This window comes from Arthrobacter sp. 05L421, from assembly GCF_056397785.1.
Genome location: NZ_JBFTOC010000008.1, coordinates 108,366 through 124,604, shown reverse-complemented (window position 1 = coordinate 124,604; position 16,239 = coordinate 108,366). Strand labels below are relative to the sequence as shown.

General features: G+C 66.8%; 15 protein-coding genes. 12 read left to right on the top strand and 3 right to left on the bottom strand.

What is annotated here, in order from left to right:
• From gcvT to AC1DKQ_RS11605, 4 genes are all read left to right on the top strand, one after another.
• Window positions 1-1,149: a glycine cleavage system aminomethyltransferase GcvT gene (gene gcvT / locus AC1DKQ_RS11620; protein WP_476919063.1), complete on the top strand. Its 1,149-nt coding sequence runs from the start codon at window positions 1-3 to the stop codon at window positions 1,147-1,149.
• Window positions 1,150-1,782: 633 nt separating this feature from the next.
• Window positions 1,783-2,166, top strand: a complete 384-nt coding sequence (gene gcvH / locus AC1DKQ_RS11615; RefSeq protein ID WP_476885044.1) for a glycine cleavage system protein GcvH — start codon at window positions 1,783-1,785, stop codon at window positions 2,164-2,166.
• Window positions 2,163-3,488 carry a serine hydroxymethyltransferase gene (gene glyA / locus AC1DKQ_RS11610; RefSeq protein WP_476919062.1) on the top strand — a complete coding sequence of 442 codons (1,326 nt, stop codon included), beginning with the start codon at window positions 2,163-2,165 and terminating at the stop codon, window positions 3,486-3,488. The genes gcvH and glyA overlap by 4 nt, the downstream gene beginning before the upstream one ends.
• Before the next feature lie 159 nt (window positions 3,489-3,647).
• Entirely contained in the window at window positions 3,648-5,060 is a 1,413-nt protein-coding gene (locus AC1DKQ_RS11605) for an L-serine ammonia-lyase (protein WP_476919061.1), read from the top strand.
• Between the two features lie 36 nt (window positions 5,061-5,096).
• Here AC1DKQ_RS11605 and AC1DKQ_RS11600 read toward each other — a convergent pair whose 3' ends face one another.
• Window positions 5,097-5,663, bottom strand: a complete 567-nt coding sequence (locus AC1DKQ_RS11600) for a TspO/MBR family protein (protein WP_476919060.1) — start codon at window positions 5,661-5,663, stop codon at window positions 5,097-5,099.
• A 114-nt stretch (window positions 5,664-5,777) separates the two neighbouring features.
• Between AC1DKQ_RS11600 and AC1DKQ_RS11595 the strand changes: the two genes are divergently transcribed.
• Both AC1DKQ_RS11595 and AC1DKQ_RS11590 read left to right on the top strand, forming a co-directional pair.
• Window positions 5,778-6,851 (top strand): lipid II:glycine glycyltransferase FemX, encoded by a 1,074-nt coding sequence (locus AC1DKQ_RS11595; protein ID WP_476919059.1) that lies wholly within the window; start codon window positions 5,778-5,780, stop codon window positions 6,849-6,851.
• A 49-nt stretch (window positions 6,852-6,900) separates the two neighbouring features.
• On the top strand, window positions 6,901-8,397 hold the full coding sequence (locus tag AC1DKQ_RS11590; RefSeq protein WP_476885039.1) for a threonine/serine exporter family protein: 1,497 nt from the start codon (window positions 6,901-6,903) through the stop codon (window positions 8,395-8,397).
• A gap of 109 nt (window positions 8,398-8,506) precedes the next feature.
• On the opposite strand, the gene AC1DKQ_RS11585 is transcribed toward AC1DKQ_RS11590, so the two are convergent.
• The gene (locus AC1DKQ_RS11585) at window positions 8,507-9,346 is read right to left on the bottom strand and encodes a siderophore-interacting protein (RefSeq protein WP_476919058.1); all 840 of its coding nucleotides are present in this window, start codon (window positions 9,344-9,346) and stop codon (window positions 8,507-8,509) included.
• Between the two features lie 51 nt (window positions 9,347-9,397).
• Window positions 9,398-10,204 carry a uracil-DNA glycosylase gene (locus AC1DKQ_RS11580; RefSeq protein WP_476885037.1) on the bottom strand — a complete coding sequence of 269 codons (807 nt, stop codon included), beginning with the start codon at window positions 10,202-10,204 and terminating at the stop codon, window positions 9,398-9,400.
• A 133-nt stretch (window positions 10,205-10,337) separates the two neighbouring features.
• Between AC1DKQ_RS11580 and AC1DKQ_RS11575 the strand changes: the two genes are divergently transcribed.
• The 6 genes from AC1DKQ_RS11575 to AC1DKQ_RS11550 all read left to right on the top strand — a co-directional run bounded on the left by AC1DKQ_RS11575 (window position 10,338) and on the right by AC1DKQ_RS11550 (window position 16,237).
• Complete coding sequence (locus tag AC1DKQ_RS11575) at window positions 10,338-10,679, top strand: DUF3263 domain-containing protein (protein ID WP_476885036.1); 342 nt, start codon at window positions 10,338-10,340, stop codon at window positions 10,677-10,679.
• Between the two features lie 93 nt (window positions 10,680-10,772).
• Complete coding sequence (locus AC1DKQ_RS11570; RefSeq protein ID WP_476885035.1) at window positions 10,773-11,399, top strand: LytR C-terminal domain-containing protein; 627 nt, start codon at window positions 10,773-10,775, stop codon at window positions 11,397-11,399.
• A gap of 159 nt (window positions 11,400-11,558) precedes the next feature.
• On the top strand, window positions 11,559-11,762 hold the full coding sequence (locus AC1DKQ_RS11565; protein ID WP_026266832.1) for a cold-shock protein: 204 nt from the start codon (window positions 11,559-11,561) through the stop codon (window positions 11,760-11,762).
• A gap of 101 nt (window positions 11,763-11,863) precedes the next feature.
• A complete protein-coding gene (locus AC1DKQ_RS11560; RefSeq protein ID WP_476885034.1) occupies window positions 11,864-13,102 on the top strand; it encodes an ABC transporter substrate-binding protein in 1,239 nt (412 codons plus the stop codon).
• 295 nt (window positions 13,103-13,397) lie between these two features.
• On the top strand, window positions 13,398-15,035 hold the full coding sequence (groL, locus tag AC1DKQ_RS11555) for a chaperonin GroEL (protein ID WP_229993821.1): 1,638 nt from the start codon (window positions 13,398-13,400) through the stop codon (window positions 15,033-15,035).
• A gap of 143 nt (window positions 15,036-15,178) precedes the next feature.
• On the top strand, window positions 15,179-16,237 hold the full coding sequence (locus AC1DKQ_RS11550) for an RNase H family protein (RefSeq protein ID WP_476919057.1): 1,059 nt from the start codon (window positions 15,179-15,181) through the stop codon (window positions 16,235-16,237).
• Window positions 16,238-16,239 lie beyond the last annotated feature (2 nt).

Genomic DNA, 16,239 nt, shown 5'->3' with positions numbered 1-16,239 from the left:
ATGACTGAGAACTACACGGCCCTGTACGAAGAGCACAAGAAGCTCGGCGCCTCCTTCACGGACTTCGGCGGCTGGCAGATGCCGCTGAAGTACAGCTCCGAACTCGCCGAGCACCACGCCGTCCGCAAGTCCGCGGGCCTGTTCGACCTCTCCCACATGGGCGAAGTCTGGGTCACCGGCCCGGACGCCGGAGCATTCCTGGACTACGCCCTCGTGGGCAAGATCTCCGCGATGGCCATTGGCAAGGCCAAGTACTCGCTGATCTGCAACGAGGACGGCGGCATCATCGATGACCTCATCACCTACCGCCGTGGCGAGCAGAAGTTCCTGGTGGTCCCCAACGCGGGCAATGCCAGGGTGGTCGCAGCAGCCATGGCTGAGCGGGCAGGTTCTGCCCAAGAAGGCGGGTTCGACGTTACGGTCCAGGACGCCTCCGCCGGGACCTCGCTGATCGCGGTCCAGGGTCCCAAGGCCCAGGAGATCCTGTTGCGCCTGGTTCCCGCCGCGCAGCACGAACTCGTCACCGGTCTGAAGTACTACGCCGCCGTGGAAGTCCCCTTCATGTTCGGCGGCGCCAGCCAGGACCTCCTGCTGGCCCGCACGGGCTACACCGGTGAAGACGGCTTCGAGATTTTCGTTGCCAACGACGACGCCGCCGCCCTCTGGCAGGCGCTCGTCGCCATCGCCGAAGACGGCGAGCTGACCCCCGCCGGGCTGGCGTCCCGCGATTCGCTCCGCCTCGAGGCCGGCATGCCGCTCTACGGCAACGAGCTCTCCCTCGAAGGCGATCCGTTCGCCGCCGGCCTGGGCCCCGTCGTCGCGTTGTCCAAGGAAGGCGACTTCATCGGCAAGGCCGCACTGGCCGCCAAGAAGGAAGCCGGCGCCGGCGCCACGACGGGCCGCAAGCTCGTCGGGCTCAAGGGCCTCGGACGCCGGGCTGGCCGCGGCCACTACCCGGTCCTCAAGGACGGCGACGTCGTTGGCGAAGTGACCTCCGGCCAGCCCAGCCCCAGCCTCGGCTACCCGGTCGCGATGGCCTACGTCGACGTCGAGCTCACCGAGCCCGGCACCGCCCTGGACATCGACCTCCGCGGCAAGGCCGAGCCCTTCGAAGTGGTCGCACTGCCCTTCTACAAGCGCCAAAAGTAGCCCCCCGGGCCGGGGCTGCGTGACAAAAGGTTGCGTTAGCCCGTCGAGCCCGACATCCTCTGCATGCTCGGTCGCGAAGACGCCCGCTGAGCGGACGTGACGCTCCCGAAGGGGCCCACGCTGTCCGGGTTCCCTGACCGAGCTTGCGAGGTTAGGGGGTCGGCGGGGAGCATGCTGCCGGATGTCGGGCCCTAAGGGGCCCTGCTCACCTCGGGTTCAACTCACCTCCCGTACAAGGCACCGCTGGAAGCGCCTTCGAAAGCCAAGGTGCTGGGGGATATACGGCCTACCGCGGCTCTGGTTTGTCCCAAGCTCGATCATTGGGGGTTGAGCTTGATGACACTCTTAAAGCCAAGATGTAGCCAGGCCCTAGAAGAATATGAACGGCCACGGTTTCTTCCGGGACAGGTGTCTTTTCGAAACTGTTGGCGTCCAGAACTGAACTGAATATCGGCGGGTGAGGGGATTCCGGAAGCGTGCGTCTAAGGGAGCGACGCGTCCGCCCAGCGGGCGCTTTTCGCGACCGAGCACGCGGAGGAATTGCCTCATCCGCCACCCAACCCGAGCAGTCCCGCCGCGTAACCCGGCCACAATTGATGTAGCCCACGACTTTCAAACGTAAAGGAAAAACACATGGCAAAAGTTGCCCCTGAACTGCAGTACTCCGACGAGCACGAATGGGTTGCGCGGGAGGCCGGGAACGTTGTGTCCATCGGCATCTCCGCCGTGGCCACGGACGCCCTCGGCGACATCGTCTACGTGGACCTGCCCGAGGTCGGCACCGCGGTGACAGCGGGGGAGACCTGCGGCGAGGTCGAATCGACCAAGTCCGTCTCGGACCTCTACGCCCCGGTCACGGGCGAGGTCACCGAAACCAATCCCGCCGTCGTCGATGACCCCTCGCTGATCAACAGCGACCCCTACGGCGCCGGCTGGCTGTTCAAAGTCGCCGCCGCATCGGATGGCCCGCTGCTCTCGGCAGAGGACTACGCGTCCAAGAACGGCGGCGAACTGTGAGCGGGGCAGTGACCGGGACCGTGGCGTTTGAGCAGGTCGTTTCGGCGAGTCTGGACGCGGACCTGTCGGTGCTGGATCCGGAGATCGCCGTGAAGATCGATGCCGAGCTGACGCGACAGCGGGACGGCCTGGAGATGATCGCTTCGGAGAACCACACCGCCAGGGCTGTGATGCAGGCGCAGGGTTCGGTGCTGACGAACAAGTACGCGGAGGGCTACCCGGGCAAGCGCTACTACGGCGGCTGCGAGCATGTTGACGTGATCGAACAGCTCGCCATCGACCGGGTGAAGGCCCTGTTCGGTGCGGAGTACGCGAACGTGCAGCCGCACTCGGGCGCGCAGGCCAACGCTTCGGTCATGCATGCCCTGATCCGTCCGGGCGACACGATCATGGGCCTGAACCTGGCGCACGGCGGGCACCTGACGCACGGGATGAAGATCAACTTCTCCGGCCGGCTCTACAACGTCATCCCGTACCAGGTCCGCGAGGAGGACCACCGGATCGACATGGCCGAGGTCGAGCGCCTGGCCCAGGAGCACAAGCCGGCCCTGATCGTGGCCGGCTGGTCCGCGTACGCCCGGCAGTTGGACTTCGCCGAGTTCCGGCGGATCGCGGATTCGGTGGGCGCCTACCTGATGGTGGACATGGCGCACTTCGCCGGGCTGGTGGCGGCCGGGCTGCACCCGTCCCCGGTCCCGCACGCCCATGTCACCACGTCCACGACGCACAAGACCCTCGCCGGTCCGCGCGGCGGGATCATCTTGTCCAACGACGCCGACATTGCCAAGAAGATCAACTCGGCGGTGTTCCCCGGGCAGCAGGGCGGGCCGCTGGAGCACGTGATCGCCGGCAAGGCCGTGGCGTTCAAGATCGCCGCGTCCCCGGAGTTCAAGGAACGCCAGGAGCGGGTCCTGGCCGGTGCCAGGATCCTCGCGGAGCGTCTGGTCCAGCCGGACGTGACCGCGAAGGGGATCAACGTGATCTCCGGCGGCACCGATGTGCACCTGGTCCTGGTGGACCTGCGCGAGTGCGAGCTCAACGGGCAGGAAGCCGAGGACCGCCTCGCGGAAATCGACATCACCGTGAACCGCAACGCCGTCCCGTTCGATCCGCGTCCGCCGATGGTCACCTCCGGGCTGCGCATCGGCACCCCGGCGCTGGCCACCCGCGGCTTCGGCGAGGCAGCCTTCGCCGAGGTTGCGGAGATCATCGCGGAGGCTTTGATCGCCGACGCCGGCGCGGACCTGTCCGGCCTGCGCACCCGGGTGGAGGCCCTCGCCGCCGCCCACCCGCTCTACCCCTCGGTTGATAACCTCGCCTAAGCGACGTATGACTGAAGTAAGACACGACGCCGGGCGGGCCGCGGCCACAAGCCGTCGCCCGGCGTCGTGCATCGGCGGGACTGCCGCCTACCTGCGGCCGCGCCGCCTTCCGGCAAGACCCTCTGCCGGGCCACAGCAAGACCTAGTTAGGAACCGACAATGGCTGTTGGAGTCTTCGACCTCTTTTCCATCGGAATTGGGCCGTCCAGCTCGCACACCGTGGGGCCCATGCGGGCCGCGGCCGTCTTCGCCGAGGAACTTAAGTCCCTCGGCAAGCTGGCGGAGGTGGCGTCGCTGCGGGTGGACCTTTACGGCTCCCTGGCTGCCACGGGCCACGGGCACGGCACCATGACCGCCATCCTGCTCGGACTTGAGGGCTTCCACCCCGAGCAGATCCTGCCCGAGGAAGTGGAGGACCGGCTGGCCACGATCGCCGGGACCGGCACCCTGCAGCTGGCCGGATCCGTGGCCCTGCCGTACGGGGTGAAGGACATGGTCCTGCGGCCGCTGACCATCCTGCCCCGGCACACCAACGGCATGACGTTCACGGTCTCGGACGCCGCGGGCGAGACCCTGCACCAGGCCACGTTCTTCTCCGTCGGCGGCGGCTTCATTGTCCGCGAGGGTGAGGAGGACGCGGCCCTGAAGGAACTCGCGGAATCGAAGAAGGAACTTCCGCTGCCGTTCCGCACGGCCGCCGAACTCCTGGGCCGCTGCCAGTCCAAGGGCCTCTCGATCGGTGAGATCATGCTGGTCAACGAGCGCGCCTCCCGCACCGAGGCCGAGATCCGCGAGGGGCTGCTGCACATCTACTCGGTGATGGAAGGCTGCGTCGAGGTCAGCCTCAAGCGCGAGGGCCTGCTCCCGGGCGGGCTCAAGGTCCGCCGCCGCGCCCCGGACTGGCATGAGCGGCTCATGAAGGAAACCCGCGGCCAGGATCCCGACTACCGGGATCCGAAGTACTGGCAGGAATGGGTCAACCTGATCGCCCTGGCCGTCAACGAGGAAAACGCCTCGGGCGGGCGCGTGGTCACCGCGCCCACCAACGGCGCGGCGGGCATCATCCCGGCCGTGCTCTACTACGCGCTGCACTTCGCCCCAGGCATGGACAAGGCAACCCAGGCCGACCGCGACGACGTTGTGGTCAAGTTCCTGCTCACCGCCGGCGCGATCGGGGTGCTCTACAAGGAGCAGGCCTCGATTTCCGGTGCGGAGGTCGGCTGCCAGGGCGAGGTCGGCTCGGCGTCCTCGATGGCGGCCGCCGGCCTGGCCGAAGTCATGGGCGGCACCCCCCAACAGGTGGAGAACGCCGCGGAAATCGCGATGGAGCACAACCTGGGCCTTACCTGTGATCCGATCGGCGGGCTGGTCCAGGTCCCGTGCATCGAACGCAACGCGATCGCCGCGGCCAAGGCCATCAACGCCGCCAAGATGGCCCTCTGGGGCGACGGCACCCACCGGGTCTCCCTGGACGAGGTCATCGTCACCATGCGCGAAACCGGCAAGGACATGTCCTCCAAGTACAAGGAAACCGCGATGGGCGGCCTCGCCGTCAACGTCGTGGAGTGCTAGGGAGCTGATCGAGGCGGGTGGCGCTGAATGGCGCCATCAGTTGTGCAGCGCCGCCCACAGGTTCAGTGAGGATGCGAACACGATCCAGGACAGGTAGGGCAGCATCAGCAGTCCTGCCGTCCGGCTGATCGGACCGAAAAGCACCACCGTCACGGCCACGGCCACGGCCAATGCCACGATGATCCCGAACGCGATCCACAGCGCCGGCGTCCCGAGCACCGGGTAGAGGGCAAAGAAGACCGGAGTCCAGAGCAAGTTCAGCACCAGCTGCACGCCGTAGGCTGTCAGGGCCGTCCTGGACCGCGCGGCGCGGCTGCGCCAGACCAGCCACGCCGCGACTGCCATGGCGACGTACAGGACCGTCCAGACCGCCCCGAAGACCCAGTTTGGTGGCGACCAGGGTGCTGTGTCGGCCGTGGCGTACCAGCCGTTGACGTGGTTGGCGGTGGCGAGGCCGCCTAGGGCCGCAACCAGCGCCGACGCGCCGAGGAACAGGAGCAGTGCGACGACTTGGGAGCCGGCGCCGAAGCCGCTGCCGGCGCCCCGCGAGCGGCCGCCGGGTGCCCCGGGCCGGCCTTCCAGCGGGTGTTGCTGAGCCTGCATGAGACCAGCGTAACCGCCTTGCCGGGACCGGCGGCAGGGTGCGGACCGATAGACTTGGGGCTGCATGTCCGCATGCCGCCGAAGCTCGTACCGCAATGATTGGATACCGCACCCTTGCGTGAATTCACTGCCCGCTTTGCCTCTGCCGAGGAGATTGCCAGCTGGGATGCCCTCGTCACCGCGAACCCCAACGGCGGCAATCTCCTGCAATCTGAAGCGTTCGCCGAGGTCAAGCAGCACTTTGGCTGGAAGCCCCTGCACCTGGTCTATGAGTCGGCCGATTACACGAGCTACAACCTGGTCCTCGAGAAGTCGTTTCCGCTTCTCGGCAAGCTCTGGTACCTGATCAAGGGACCCGACGTGGCGTCCGTCGAGGACATCCCCGGGATCGCCGCGGCGAACGCGGACTTCGTAAAAAAGGCCAAGCTGGGCGTCTTTGCGATCAAGATCGAGCCGGACATCATTCTCTCGGACGAGGCCGTGCGGATCCTCGAAGGGGCGGGTTTGGTCAAGACCCACAACCTGCAGCCCAACGACTCCACGGCGCTGCTCGATATTGCGCCCGAGGAAAACCAGTTGCTGCGCAATCTCCACTCCCGGGGCCGAAACGCCGTGCGCCGCGCCATCCGCGAGGGCGTGGAGGTCCACAACGCGGAGCCCACGGAAGAGAACTTCCGGGCCATGTATGCCCTGATGACCACCACGGTGGAAGCCAAATCCCAGGTCCGGGTGCGCGAGTACGAGTACTACCGCCGGTTCTGGACCAACTTCCTGGCCCGTGACCAAGGCAGGCTGATGTTCGTGTACGAAAACGGTGTGCCCTCAGTTGGCGCGTTCGTGATCAACTACGGCCGCAAGGGAACGTACAAGGACGGCGGCTCCCTGCAGAAGCGCGGCCAGTACGGCGACTCGCACCTCGTGCAGTGGACTGCGATCAACCAGGTCAAGGAACTCGGCTGCACCGAATACGACTTCTGCGGCACCCCGCCAAGCGACAAGCTCAAGGACACGTCCAACCCGTTCCATGGGCTGGGCCTGTTCAAAACCAGCTTCAGCAAGACCGTGACCGACTTCGTCGGCTGTTACGACCAGGTCCTGAGCCCGCTGAAATACAAAGCCTGGATGACGGCGGGGGAGCGCGTGGCACGCCAGCTCTACACCCGGCGCACGGGCCAACAGTTCTACTAACCCGAGACAAAGACAATCGAGGACAGCCTTGGACAGTGAGGAGGCCGGAATGAACAACGGAATCGACGGCCACCGCAGGCCACCCACGGACGGCCTGCCCCGGACGCAGCCGATGTCGCCCGTGGAGGTGCGCCAGAACGCGGCCGCGAAGCGCATGTTGCGCAGGCTGGTCCAGGGCGAGAACCCGCCCACGGCGCCCATGAGCATCGTGGACCGGCTCGCCGGCAGCCCCTATGCGAACCCGATGATCCAGGTGGGCGGCGTCGACGCCTCGGCCCGCAAGACGATCGACTTCGCGCTGCATTTGGCGGAATCGATGTTCCGGTACGGCGCCGGAGCCCTGGAAGTCGAGACCAGCATCATCGCCATCACGGCCGCCCTGGGACTCAAGAACATCGAAGTGGACATCACCAACCAGTCGGTGGCCATCAACTATGCCCCGAAGGACCAGACGCCCATAACCTTGCTTCGTGTCGTGCGGTCCTGGACCAACAACTACGCGGGCTTGGCCAAGGTGCACCAGCTCGTCACGGACATCGTCTCCGGCGGCGTGGGACGCGAGGAGGCTGTGCGCCGGCTCGACGAAATCACCCACAGTTCCAAGCCTTTCCCGCGCTGGATGGTCACTGTGGCATTCGGCGTGTTCTCGGCCGTCTTCGTCGGTGTTCTCGGCGGCGACCTCGGAGCCTCTGCCGTCGCCTTTGTCTCCAACCTCATGGTCAGCCTGCTGGCCAGGCAACTGGGGCGGTGGCGCACACCTGACTTCTTCGTCACAGCCTCGTGTTCCTTCCTGGTCACTTTCATCGCCCTGCTGTTATGGCGTTTCGGCGGCATGGTAGGAATCCAGATTCCGCCAGCCATCGTGGTGGTCGGCGGAATCCTGCTGCTACTGCCGACCGGCCGGCTCGTCTCCTCGGTGCAGGACGCGATCAACGGCTTCCCGGTCACGGCGGCCGGCCGTTTCGTCTCCACCATGCTGACCTTCGGTGCGCTCGTCGCCGGCATTGCCGTCGGCTTCGTTGTCGGAGACATGACCGGCATGAAGGCGATCAATGTCACCGAAACATTCCCCCCGGCATATCCGTGGTGGGCCGTGGTCATCATGATCGCCATCGCTGTGCTGATGATCGGCATAACGGAACAGACCAGCTGGACGCTGCTGCTGCCGACGGCGGCCGTGGGGGTGGTGGGCTATCTGGTCCTGATCGGCGGTGATGCTCTGGGCATCGGCTCCCGCTTCGCACCGGCCGTCGCGGCTGTGGTGATTGGCCTGCTGGCCCGCGTGGTGGCCCTCCGGATGGGCGCTCCCCAGCTGGTCGTGGCCGTCCCCGCAGCCCTGATCCTGCTCCCCGGGCTCACTATATTCCGGTCCATGTATGTATTGACCATCGAGGAATCGGAGATTCTCATGGGCGCCGGCGGGATGCTCAACGCCGGGGCGATCGTGCTCGGTGTCGCCGCCGGCATCGTGCTCGGTGACACCTTGGCGCGGCCGCTGACGCGGAGCCTGGCGAGCAACGAGCGGCGCAGGGCCCGTCGCCGCTAGGTAGTCCGGAGGGATCTAGCCGCTGGGCCTGGTAACGCCAGATCTTGTGGCTGGATCTGGCGCTCTTAGATCTTGCGCCGTTAGATCTAACGTTTTAGATCTTGCGCCGTTAGATCTTGCCGATGGGGAGCTTCTTCTCCGCCTGGAAATCGTCCTCCATGCGGCCCCTGGCCCAGTAGCCCGACAGGGAAACCTGCGCCCGCTCCAGCCCGCGCTGCACGTAAAAAACCTCCCGCAGGCCTTTCATGTAGCCCCGCTCGCCGTGGGCAAAGACCTGCACCCGCCCCTCAGGCCACTCGGCTTCGCGCACGGCCGTGACCAGCAGGTCGCTCTCTCCGGCGGGGACGCCGCCGCGCAGGAGCCAGCGCAGTTCGACGCCGGCCGGTCCGGCGATGGGCTGGATGTCGGCGTCGCTGTCCACCTCGAGCAGGGCCAGGCCGCGGGCATCCTCCGGCAGGGATTCGATCGCGGCGCCGATGGCCGGCAGGGCGGACTCATCGCCGGCAAACAGGTACCAGTCCGCCGCCGGATCCGGGTTGTATCCGCCGCCCGGGCCAGTGAAGGTCAGGCGATCGCCGGGCTGGGCGGCGGCCGCCCAGGGGCCAGCGAGGCCCTCGTCGCCGTGGATCACGAAATCGATGGCCAGTTCCTGCGCCGCCGCGTCCACCCAGCGGACCGTGTAGGTCCGGGTGTGCGGCCATTGATCGCGCGGCATCGCTTCCCGGACGGCCCACAGGTCCAGCGGTTGCGGGTATTCGATACCGGGTTGCGGAAAGACGATCTTGACGTACCGGTCCACATAGTCATTGTTGACGTACCCGGCGAACCCTGGTCCGCCTGCGATGATCCGGACCATGTGCGGGGAAAGTTGTTCTCTGCGCAGGACCGTCAGGTCGGTCTGGGGACGCGAGTTCCGGGTGGCGGTGGTGGCGGCGGGGACGGAAGTCATGCAGCTAAGCCTAACCAAGAACCCTGGCCGGGAGCTCCGGATGGAAGCCTGTTACGGCAGCGGCGGCAGTTCCCAGTCGACCGTCCCGTTGCCCTGCTCCTGCAGCAGGGCGTTGGCTCGGCTAAAGGGCCGCGATCCGAAGAACCCGCGCGAGGCCGAGAGCGGGCTGGGGTGGGCGCTGGCGATCACGGCAGCGGAGCCCAGCAGCGGCCGCACGGATTCGGCATCCTTCCCCCACAGGATCACCACAAGGGGAGCGCGGCCAGCGCCGGAGGCGGACGGGCGGTCCGCGACTGCCCGGATGGCCGCCGCTGTGACAGCCTCCCAGCCCTTGTTCCGGTGCGAGCCAGCCGCGCCTGCCCGGACACTGAGCACCCTGTTCAGCAGCAGTACGCCCTGCTCCGACCAGCGGCTAAGGTCCCCGTGGACGCGCGGCGGGACGCCGAGATCGGCCTGAAGTTCCTTGTAGATGTTTGCCAGGCTGCGGGGGATCGGCCGGGTGGCGCCGTCCACGGCGAAGGACAGCCCTACGGCGTGCCCCGGCGTCGGATAGGGATCCTGCCCTACTACCAGCACCCGGACACCGGCGAGCGGCTGGCGGAAGGCCCGCAGCAGGTCTGGCGGCGACGGCAGCACACCATGCCCGGCGGCCATTTCGCCGGCGAGGAAGGTGAGCGCCTCCCGCAACTGTGCCTCGACCGGTGCCAGCGCTTCCGCCCAGTCCGGAGCGACCAGCTCGGTCAGCGGCCGGTGCGCCAGGTCCGCGAACCGGATGCCGTCTGCGGCTTCGGGTTCCAGCTCGAACAGCGCGTCGGAATTAGATTCGGAGGGAAGTTCGGAATTGGACACAGCCCCCATTCTTCCGCAACTGCCGTCCGCTCCGGCACCCCGCCAAATGACAACCCTGTTATTCGGCCGTAGCATGGGATTGACTTTTACCGGACTCTTACCGGAACCAGCAAGTTTTTTCGGAATCAACCAGGAGTGTGCCGTGGCCGAAACAGCGCAAGAGCACGTGCCCGCGGAGGATTCCGCCGGATTCCCCGCTGCCGGCGGGGACCTGGGTGGGGTGTCTGCGGAGTCTCCGCTCAGCGTCCGCGACCAGCAGATGCTGGCCCTGGAGCGGCAGTGGTGGAAGTACGCGGGGGCCAAGGAACAGGCCATCCGCGAGCTGTTCGATCTGTCCGCCACGCACTACTACCAGATCCTCAATGCCCTCATCGACACCGAGGACGCTCTGGCCCACGATCCCATGCTGGTCAAGAGATTGCGTAGACTACGTACATCACGCCAACGTGCCCGCACTGCCCGCCGTCTGGGAACAGATTCGTAAAGTAGCGTCACGAGCAGCCGGATACGCACGTCCTGTTGCGTCCGTTCCGGCCTCGGGCACCCCGTATGAAATCAGCAAGGACGTCGTTTCACCATGACCAAATACGCTCGGGATGAATTTGATCGGGTCCCGGAGACCTCTACCCGGCAGGGTGTCCACCGGGCCGTCGCCGGATCACGCCGGCGGAGCCTGGCGCCCATCTTGGCGGCCGGCTTTGTGGCCCTGGCCATTGGCCTGGTTGCCTTTCTGATCCTGCCGAAGCTTGGTTTCTCCGGAGGCCAGGCCGCGGCCGTGACAGCCGGTGACAGCGCGTCAGCATTTGCCAGCAGCAGCGCGTCCGCATCGAGCCCTGCTAGCCCCAGCCCCGCGCAGACGAGCCCGGAACCCGCCGGCGCAACGCCGTCGGCAACGCCTTCAGCGACGCCCAGCGCCACAGCCGCCGGTGTGGACAAGGCGCAGCCGGTGACGATCTACAACGGGACCACCACCGCTGGCCTCGCCACCCGCGTCGGCGGCACCGTCAGCTCTGCCGGCTGGACCGTCGGCCAGACAGGGAACTGGGGCGGTGTCCCGCAGCAGACGTCGGTGATTTTCTACAACGGCGTGGAGCAAAAGGGCAATGCCGAGGCGCTCGGAACGCTCCTGGGCATCGACACGCTCGTGGACTCCGCCGAGTTCAACTTGCCCCTCGTCGTTGTGCTGGGACCCGGCTTCCAGTAGTCATTTCCGGTTACGCCTCAATAACTATTCGACGGCGGACCTGCCCGCCGTCGGCGTTCCTGAGGGACGCTGTGGGTACAGTATCTGCGGATTTCTCTTCGCAGTCCGCGGCGCACATCGAGGTGGGCCGCACGCAAGCTAGCTGAAAGTGTGGACACCATGGCACTGGGAACCGTCAAATGGTTCAACGCCGAGAAGGGCTACGGCTTCATCACCGTGGACGGTTCCGAGAACGACGTCTTCGTGCACTGGTCCGCGATCGTCGGGGAAGGCTACCGCGCCCTGGACGAGGGCCAGCGGGTGGAGCTGGAAGTCGGCGAGGGCGAAAAGGGCCCGCAGGCTGAAAGTGTCCGGCCCGCCTAGTGGCACTTGCTTTCGTTAAGAACGCCCCGCGGGACGCGGCAGGTCGCCCAGGAAGAACTTTGCCGCTGCGCCGCGCCCTAGTGGCTGGCACACTCGCGGCCGTGTCCCTGACGGGCTGCCTGGGACCTGCAGGCAGCGCCCGCGTGGCCAGCGCCGACGCCAGCGGCGACGGCACCCTGCGCATAGGGCTGATCCTGGACAACACGGGGCGGCAGGCCTTCCTCAACGCCCCACAGTTGGCGGCCGCCAAACTCGCCGTCAAGGAGATCAACGCGGCCGGTGGCCACAAGGGCAAGCTTGTGGAGCTGCTACCGGAAACCATCAGCACGGACACGGCTGCCCAGGCGAAAGCGCTGGTCGCCAGCAAAGCCGACGTCGTCATCGGTCCGACCGATTCCAGCCGCGCCCCTGCCGCGATCGACGTGCTGGCCAACGCCAAGGTAGCCGTCATCTCGCCGGCCAACTCTGCCAGCGGGCTCAGCAACTACAAGAGCGGCGGCTACTATTTCCGCACCTCGGCGGCCGACATCGCACAGGCCTCCGTCCTCGCCAAGCTGGCCCAAGACGGCGGCGCCAAGACCCTGGCCGTGCTACACGAGGAAGGCGACTACGGCAAGGTCGTCGCCTCCGCCGTCGCCGGTGCGGCGAAACAGTCCGGGCTCGACGTCGTGGCGGACGCGGAGTTCACTCCCGGCCAGGCACAGCAGGCTGCCGCCACCGCCAAGGCCGCAAATCCCGACGCCGTCGTCCTGGTCTCACGCGACGGCGCGCAGGGTGCCATCGCCGAACTGAACAACGCCGGTCTGGCCGGGAAAAAACTTGTCCTCAGCGACGCGGCCGTCAGCCGGTACGGCTCCGGAGTGGGCACGCGGGCGCTGGAGGGCGCACGCGGGGTCCTGCCCGGCGTGTTCCCCTCCGCCAGCTTCCAGAAGGACCTTGTTGCCGTTGACCCCGGGCTGAAGGACATGGTGTTTGCCGCCGAGACGTACGACGCCGTCATCCTCGCCGCCGTCGCTGCCGCCGCGGCCGAAGACGACGCCGGAACCTCCATTGCGGCATCCCTCGTCGGGGTCTCCGGCGGAACGGCGGCAGCTGGCGGAAATGCCGCGGGCGCCGGTCAGCCCGCCGGCCAGCCGCCGAGTGAGTCGTGCACGAGCTACCAGGCCTGCGTGGACGTCCTCCATGCGGGCAAGCGCCCGGACTATGACGGCCAGTCCGGACGGATCAAGTTTGATTCCCACGGGGACATCACCGAAGCGAACTACATGGTCTACACCTACGGCGAGGACAACCTGCCCACAATGACCGGCACGGAGAGCGCCAGCAGCAGTGGCGGCTGATCGCTCCTAGCGTATTGTGCCCGCGTGGCGGGCGGTTTGGGCCGGGCACTGCTTGCACTCTCCCCGGGGGAGTGCTAATTATTGATTTAGCACTCCAGCGCACTGACTGCTAACACGACGCCCGGTTCGCCCGGCCGTGAAGTGGGGCAGCCGGTCCAGGAGCTAAAGGAACACCTTGCTGGGGTGAGATCCCGGACCCAGCGGCATACAGAGGCCGCGGGGTAGGGATCGTCCGTCGCGGGCACCACAGCGAAGGTTCATTCTTAACGACTGTCCCGAAAGGACTACTGCCGTTATGGCCAAGATCATTGCATTTGATGAAGAGGCACGCCGCGGTCTTGAGCGGGGCCTGAACATCCTCGCCGACGCCGTCAAGGTCACCCTCGGCCCGCGGGGACGCAACGTCGTCCTCGAAAAGAAGTGGGGCGCCCCCACGATCACCAACGATGGTGTTTCCATCGCCAAGGAGATCGAGCTGGACGACCCTTACGAGAAGATCGGCGCCGAGCTGGTCAAGGAAGTTGCCAAGAAGACGGATGACGTCGCAGGCGACGGCACCACCACGGCAACTGTGCTCGCACAGGCCCTGGTCAAGGAAGGCCTGCGCAACGTCGCGGCCGGCGCTGACCCGCTGTCCCTCAAGCGCGGCATCGAGAAGGCTGTTGACGCCGTGACTGTCGAGCTCCTGGCGTCCGCCAAGGAAATCGAGACCAAGGAAGAGATCGCCGCCACCGCGTCCATCTCCGCTGGCGACAACGAGATCGGCGCCCTGATCGCCGAAGCCCTCGACAAGGTCGGCAAGGAAGGCGTCATCACGGTCGAGGAGTCGAACACGTTCGGCCTGGAGCTGGAGCTGACCGAAGGCATGCGCTTCGACAAGGGCTACATCTCCGCCTACTTCGTCACCGACGCCGAGCGCCAGGAAACGGTCCTTGAGGATCCGTACATCCTGATCGTCAACTCCAAGATCTCCAACGTCAAGGAACTGGTTGCTGTCCTGGAAAAGGTCATGCAGTCTTCCAAGCCGCTGCTGATCATTGCCGAAGACATCGAGGGCGAGGCCCTGGCCACCCTGATCGTCAACAAGATCCGCGGCACCTTCAAGTCCGTCGCCGTCAAGGCCCCGGGCTTCGGCGACCGTCGCAAGGCGCAGCTGGCCGACATCGCCATCCTCACCGGTGGCCAGGTCATCTCCGAGGAAGTCGGCCTCAAGCTTGAGACCGCCGGACTCGAACTCCTTGGCAAGGCCCGCAAGGTTGTTGTCACCAAGGACGAGACCACGATCGTCGAAGGTGCCGGCGACGCCGACCAGATCGCCGGCCGCGTGTCCCAGATCCGCGCCGAGATCGAGAACTCGGATTCCGACTACGACCGCGAGAAGCTGCAGGAGCGCCTGGCCAAGCTGGCCGGCGGCGTTGCAGTCATCAAGGCCGGGGCCGCAACCGAGGTCGAGCTCAAGGAACGCAAGCACCGCATTGAGGACGCTGTCCGCAATGCCAAGGCTGCTGTCGAAGAGGGCATCGTCGCCGGCGGTGGCGTTGCCCTGATCCAGGCCGGCGCCAAGGCGTTCGCGAACCTGCAGCTCTCCGGTGACGAGGCAACGGGCGCGAACATCGTCCGCGTTGCCATCGACGCGCCGCTGAAGCAGATCGCCTTCAACGCCGGCCTCGAGCCCGGCGTCGTGGTGGACAAGGTCCGCGGCCTGCCCGCAGGCCACGGCCTCAACGCAGCCACCGGCGAGTACGTCGACCTGCTGGCCGCTGGCATCAACGACCCGGTCAAGGTAACCCGCTCTGCCCTGCAGAACGCGGCTTCCATCGCCGGCCTGTTCCTCACCACCGAGGCCGTTGTAGCCGACAAGCCCGAGAAGGCTGGCGCCCAGATGGGCGGCGGCGACGACATGGGCGGCATGGGCGGCATGGGCGGTTTCTAACCACCCGCGCTAGCCTCCACCGGCTGTTCGACGACGGCGGTCCCACCTTCGGGTGGGGCCGCTGTTGGCTTTAACGCAGCTCCGGCCAGCACCCTCCCGCCGCTGTTGCGGTGGGTGTCGGCAGGGTCTGGCAGGATAGGTCAGTGACGATTACAGCAGCGGCCGACGGTTCGGCCTTAGGAAATCCCGGCCCGGCCGGCTGGGCCTGGTACGTGAACGATGACTGCTGGCGGGCCGGCGGGTGGCCCCACGGCACGAACAACCAGGGCGAACTGATGGCGGTGCTTGACCTGTTCCGGGCCACGGCACACATGCCCGGGGAAGACCTGCTGATTCTCTGTGACAGCCAGTACGTCATCAATGCGGTGACCAAGTGGATGCCGGGCTGGAAGCGGAAGGGCTGGCGCAAGGCCGACGGCAAGCCGGTTCTGAACGTGGACCTCCTCAAGGACATCGACCAGGCGCTCGTGGGCCGCAAGTACACCTTCGAGTGGGTGCGGGGCCATGCCGGGCACGAGCTCAACGAAGCGGCCGACGTCCGTGCCCGGGCAGCGGCCACGGCGTACCAGCAGGGCGTGGCGGTCCGGCAGGGTCCCGGGTTCGGGACGCCCGAGGGCCAGCCGCCGGAGGGCAAGGCACAGCAGGACCAGACCCGGCAGGGCGAGACGACGCCGGCCGGCCAGGCTGGTTCCGCGATGCCGCAGGCCACCCAGCAGACGGCCCCAGCGCAGGCCGCAACCCGCGCGCAGTCGGCCCCGGCGCCTTCCGGCCAGCAGGAACTCTTTGGCGCACCAGGGAGCTACGACGAACCGGACCTCTTCAGCGAACTCGAAGAGGAACCGGCCGTGACCCTGGCGGAGACCAGCCCCGAAGCCGTCGTCGAGTCCCTCGAGCGCGAACTGCTCCGCCCGGAAACCCGGGCGGACCTGGGCCGCACAGGCGTCCTGCTCCATCCGGACTTCACCGAGATCGGCAGCTCCGGCCGGCTCTGGACTCGCGACGCCATGATGATGTCCCTTGAGGACAACCCGGGCGGGCCCGTGGAGCTCGAGCTGCTGGGCGCGGACCGGCTGGGCGAGAAGACCATGCTCCTGACCTACCGCAGCCACACCCGCGAGGGCTCAGCCCTACGCAGCTCCCTGTGGGTCCTTGAAGGCGCGCAATGGCGGCTGCGCTTCCACCAGGGCACACCCGAGGCCTGACG

What these genes read in the sequence shown, in the direction of transcription:
- gcvT (WP_476919063.1), top strand. Translation starts at nt 1, where the DNA reads ATGACTGAGAACTACACGGCCCTGTACGAAGAGCACAAGAAGCTCGGC.
- gcvH (WP_476885044.1), top strand. Translation starts at nt 1,783, where the DNA reads ATGGCAAAAGTTGCCCCTGAACTGCAGTACTCCGACGAGCACGAATGG.
- AC1DKQ_RS11605 (WP_476919061.1), top strand. Translation starts at nt 3,648, where the DNA reads ATGGCTGTTGGAGTCTTCGACCTCTTTTCCATCGGAATTGGGCCGTCC.
- AC1DKQ_RS11600 (WP_476919060.1), bottom strand. Translation starts at nt 5,663, where the DNA reads ATGCAGGCTCAGCAACACCCGCTGGAAGGCCGGCCCGGGGCACCCGGC.
- AC1DKQ_RS11590 (WP_476885039.1), top strand. Translation starts at nt 6,901, where the DNA reads ATGAACAACGGAATCGACGGCCACCGCAGGCCACCCACGGACGGCCTG.
- AC1DKQ_RS11585 (WP_476919058.1), bottom strand. Translation starts at nt 9,346, where the DNA reads ATGACTTCCGTCCCCGCCGCCACCACCGCCACCCGGAACTCGCGTCCC.
- AC1DKQ_RS11580 (WP_476885037.1), bottom strand. Translation starts at nt 10,204, where the DNA reads ATGGGGGCTGTGTCCAATTCCGAACTTCCCTCCGAATCTAATTCCGAC.
- AC1DKQ_RS11570 (WP_476885035.1), top strand. Translation starts at nt 10,773, where the DNA reads ATGACCAAATACGCTCGGGATGAATTTGATCGGGTCCCGGAGACCTCT.
- AC1DKQ_RS11565 (WP_026266832.1), top strand. Translation starts at nt 11,559, where the DNA reads ATGGCACTGGGAACCGTCAAATGGTTCAACGCCGAGAAGGGCTACGGC.
- groL (WP_229993821.1), top strand. Translation starts at nt 13,398, where the DNA reads ATGGCCAAGATCATTGCATTTGATGAAGAGGCACGCCGCGGTCTTGAG.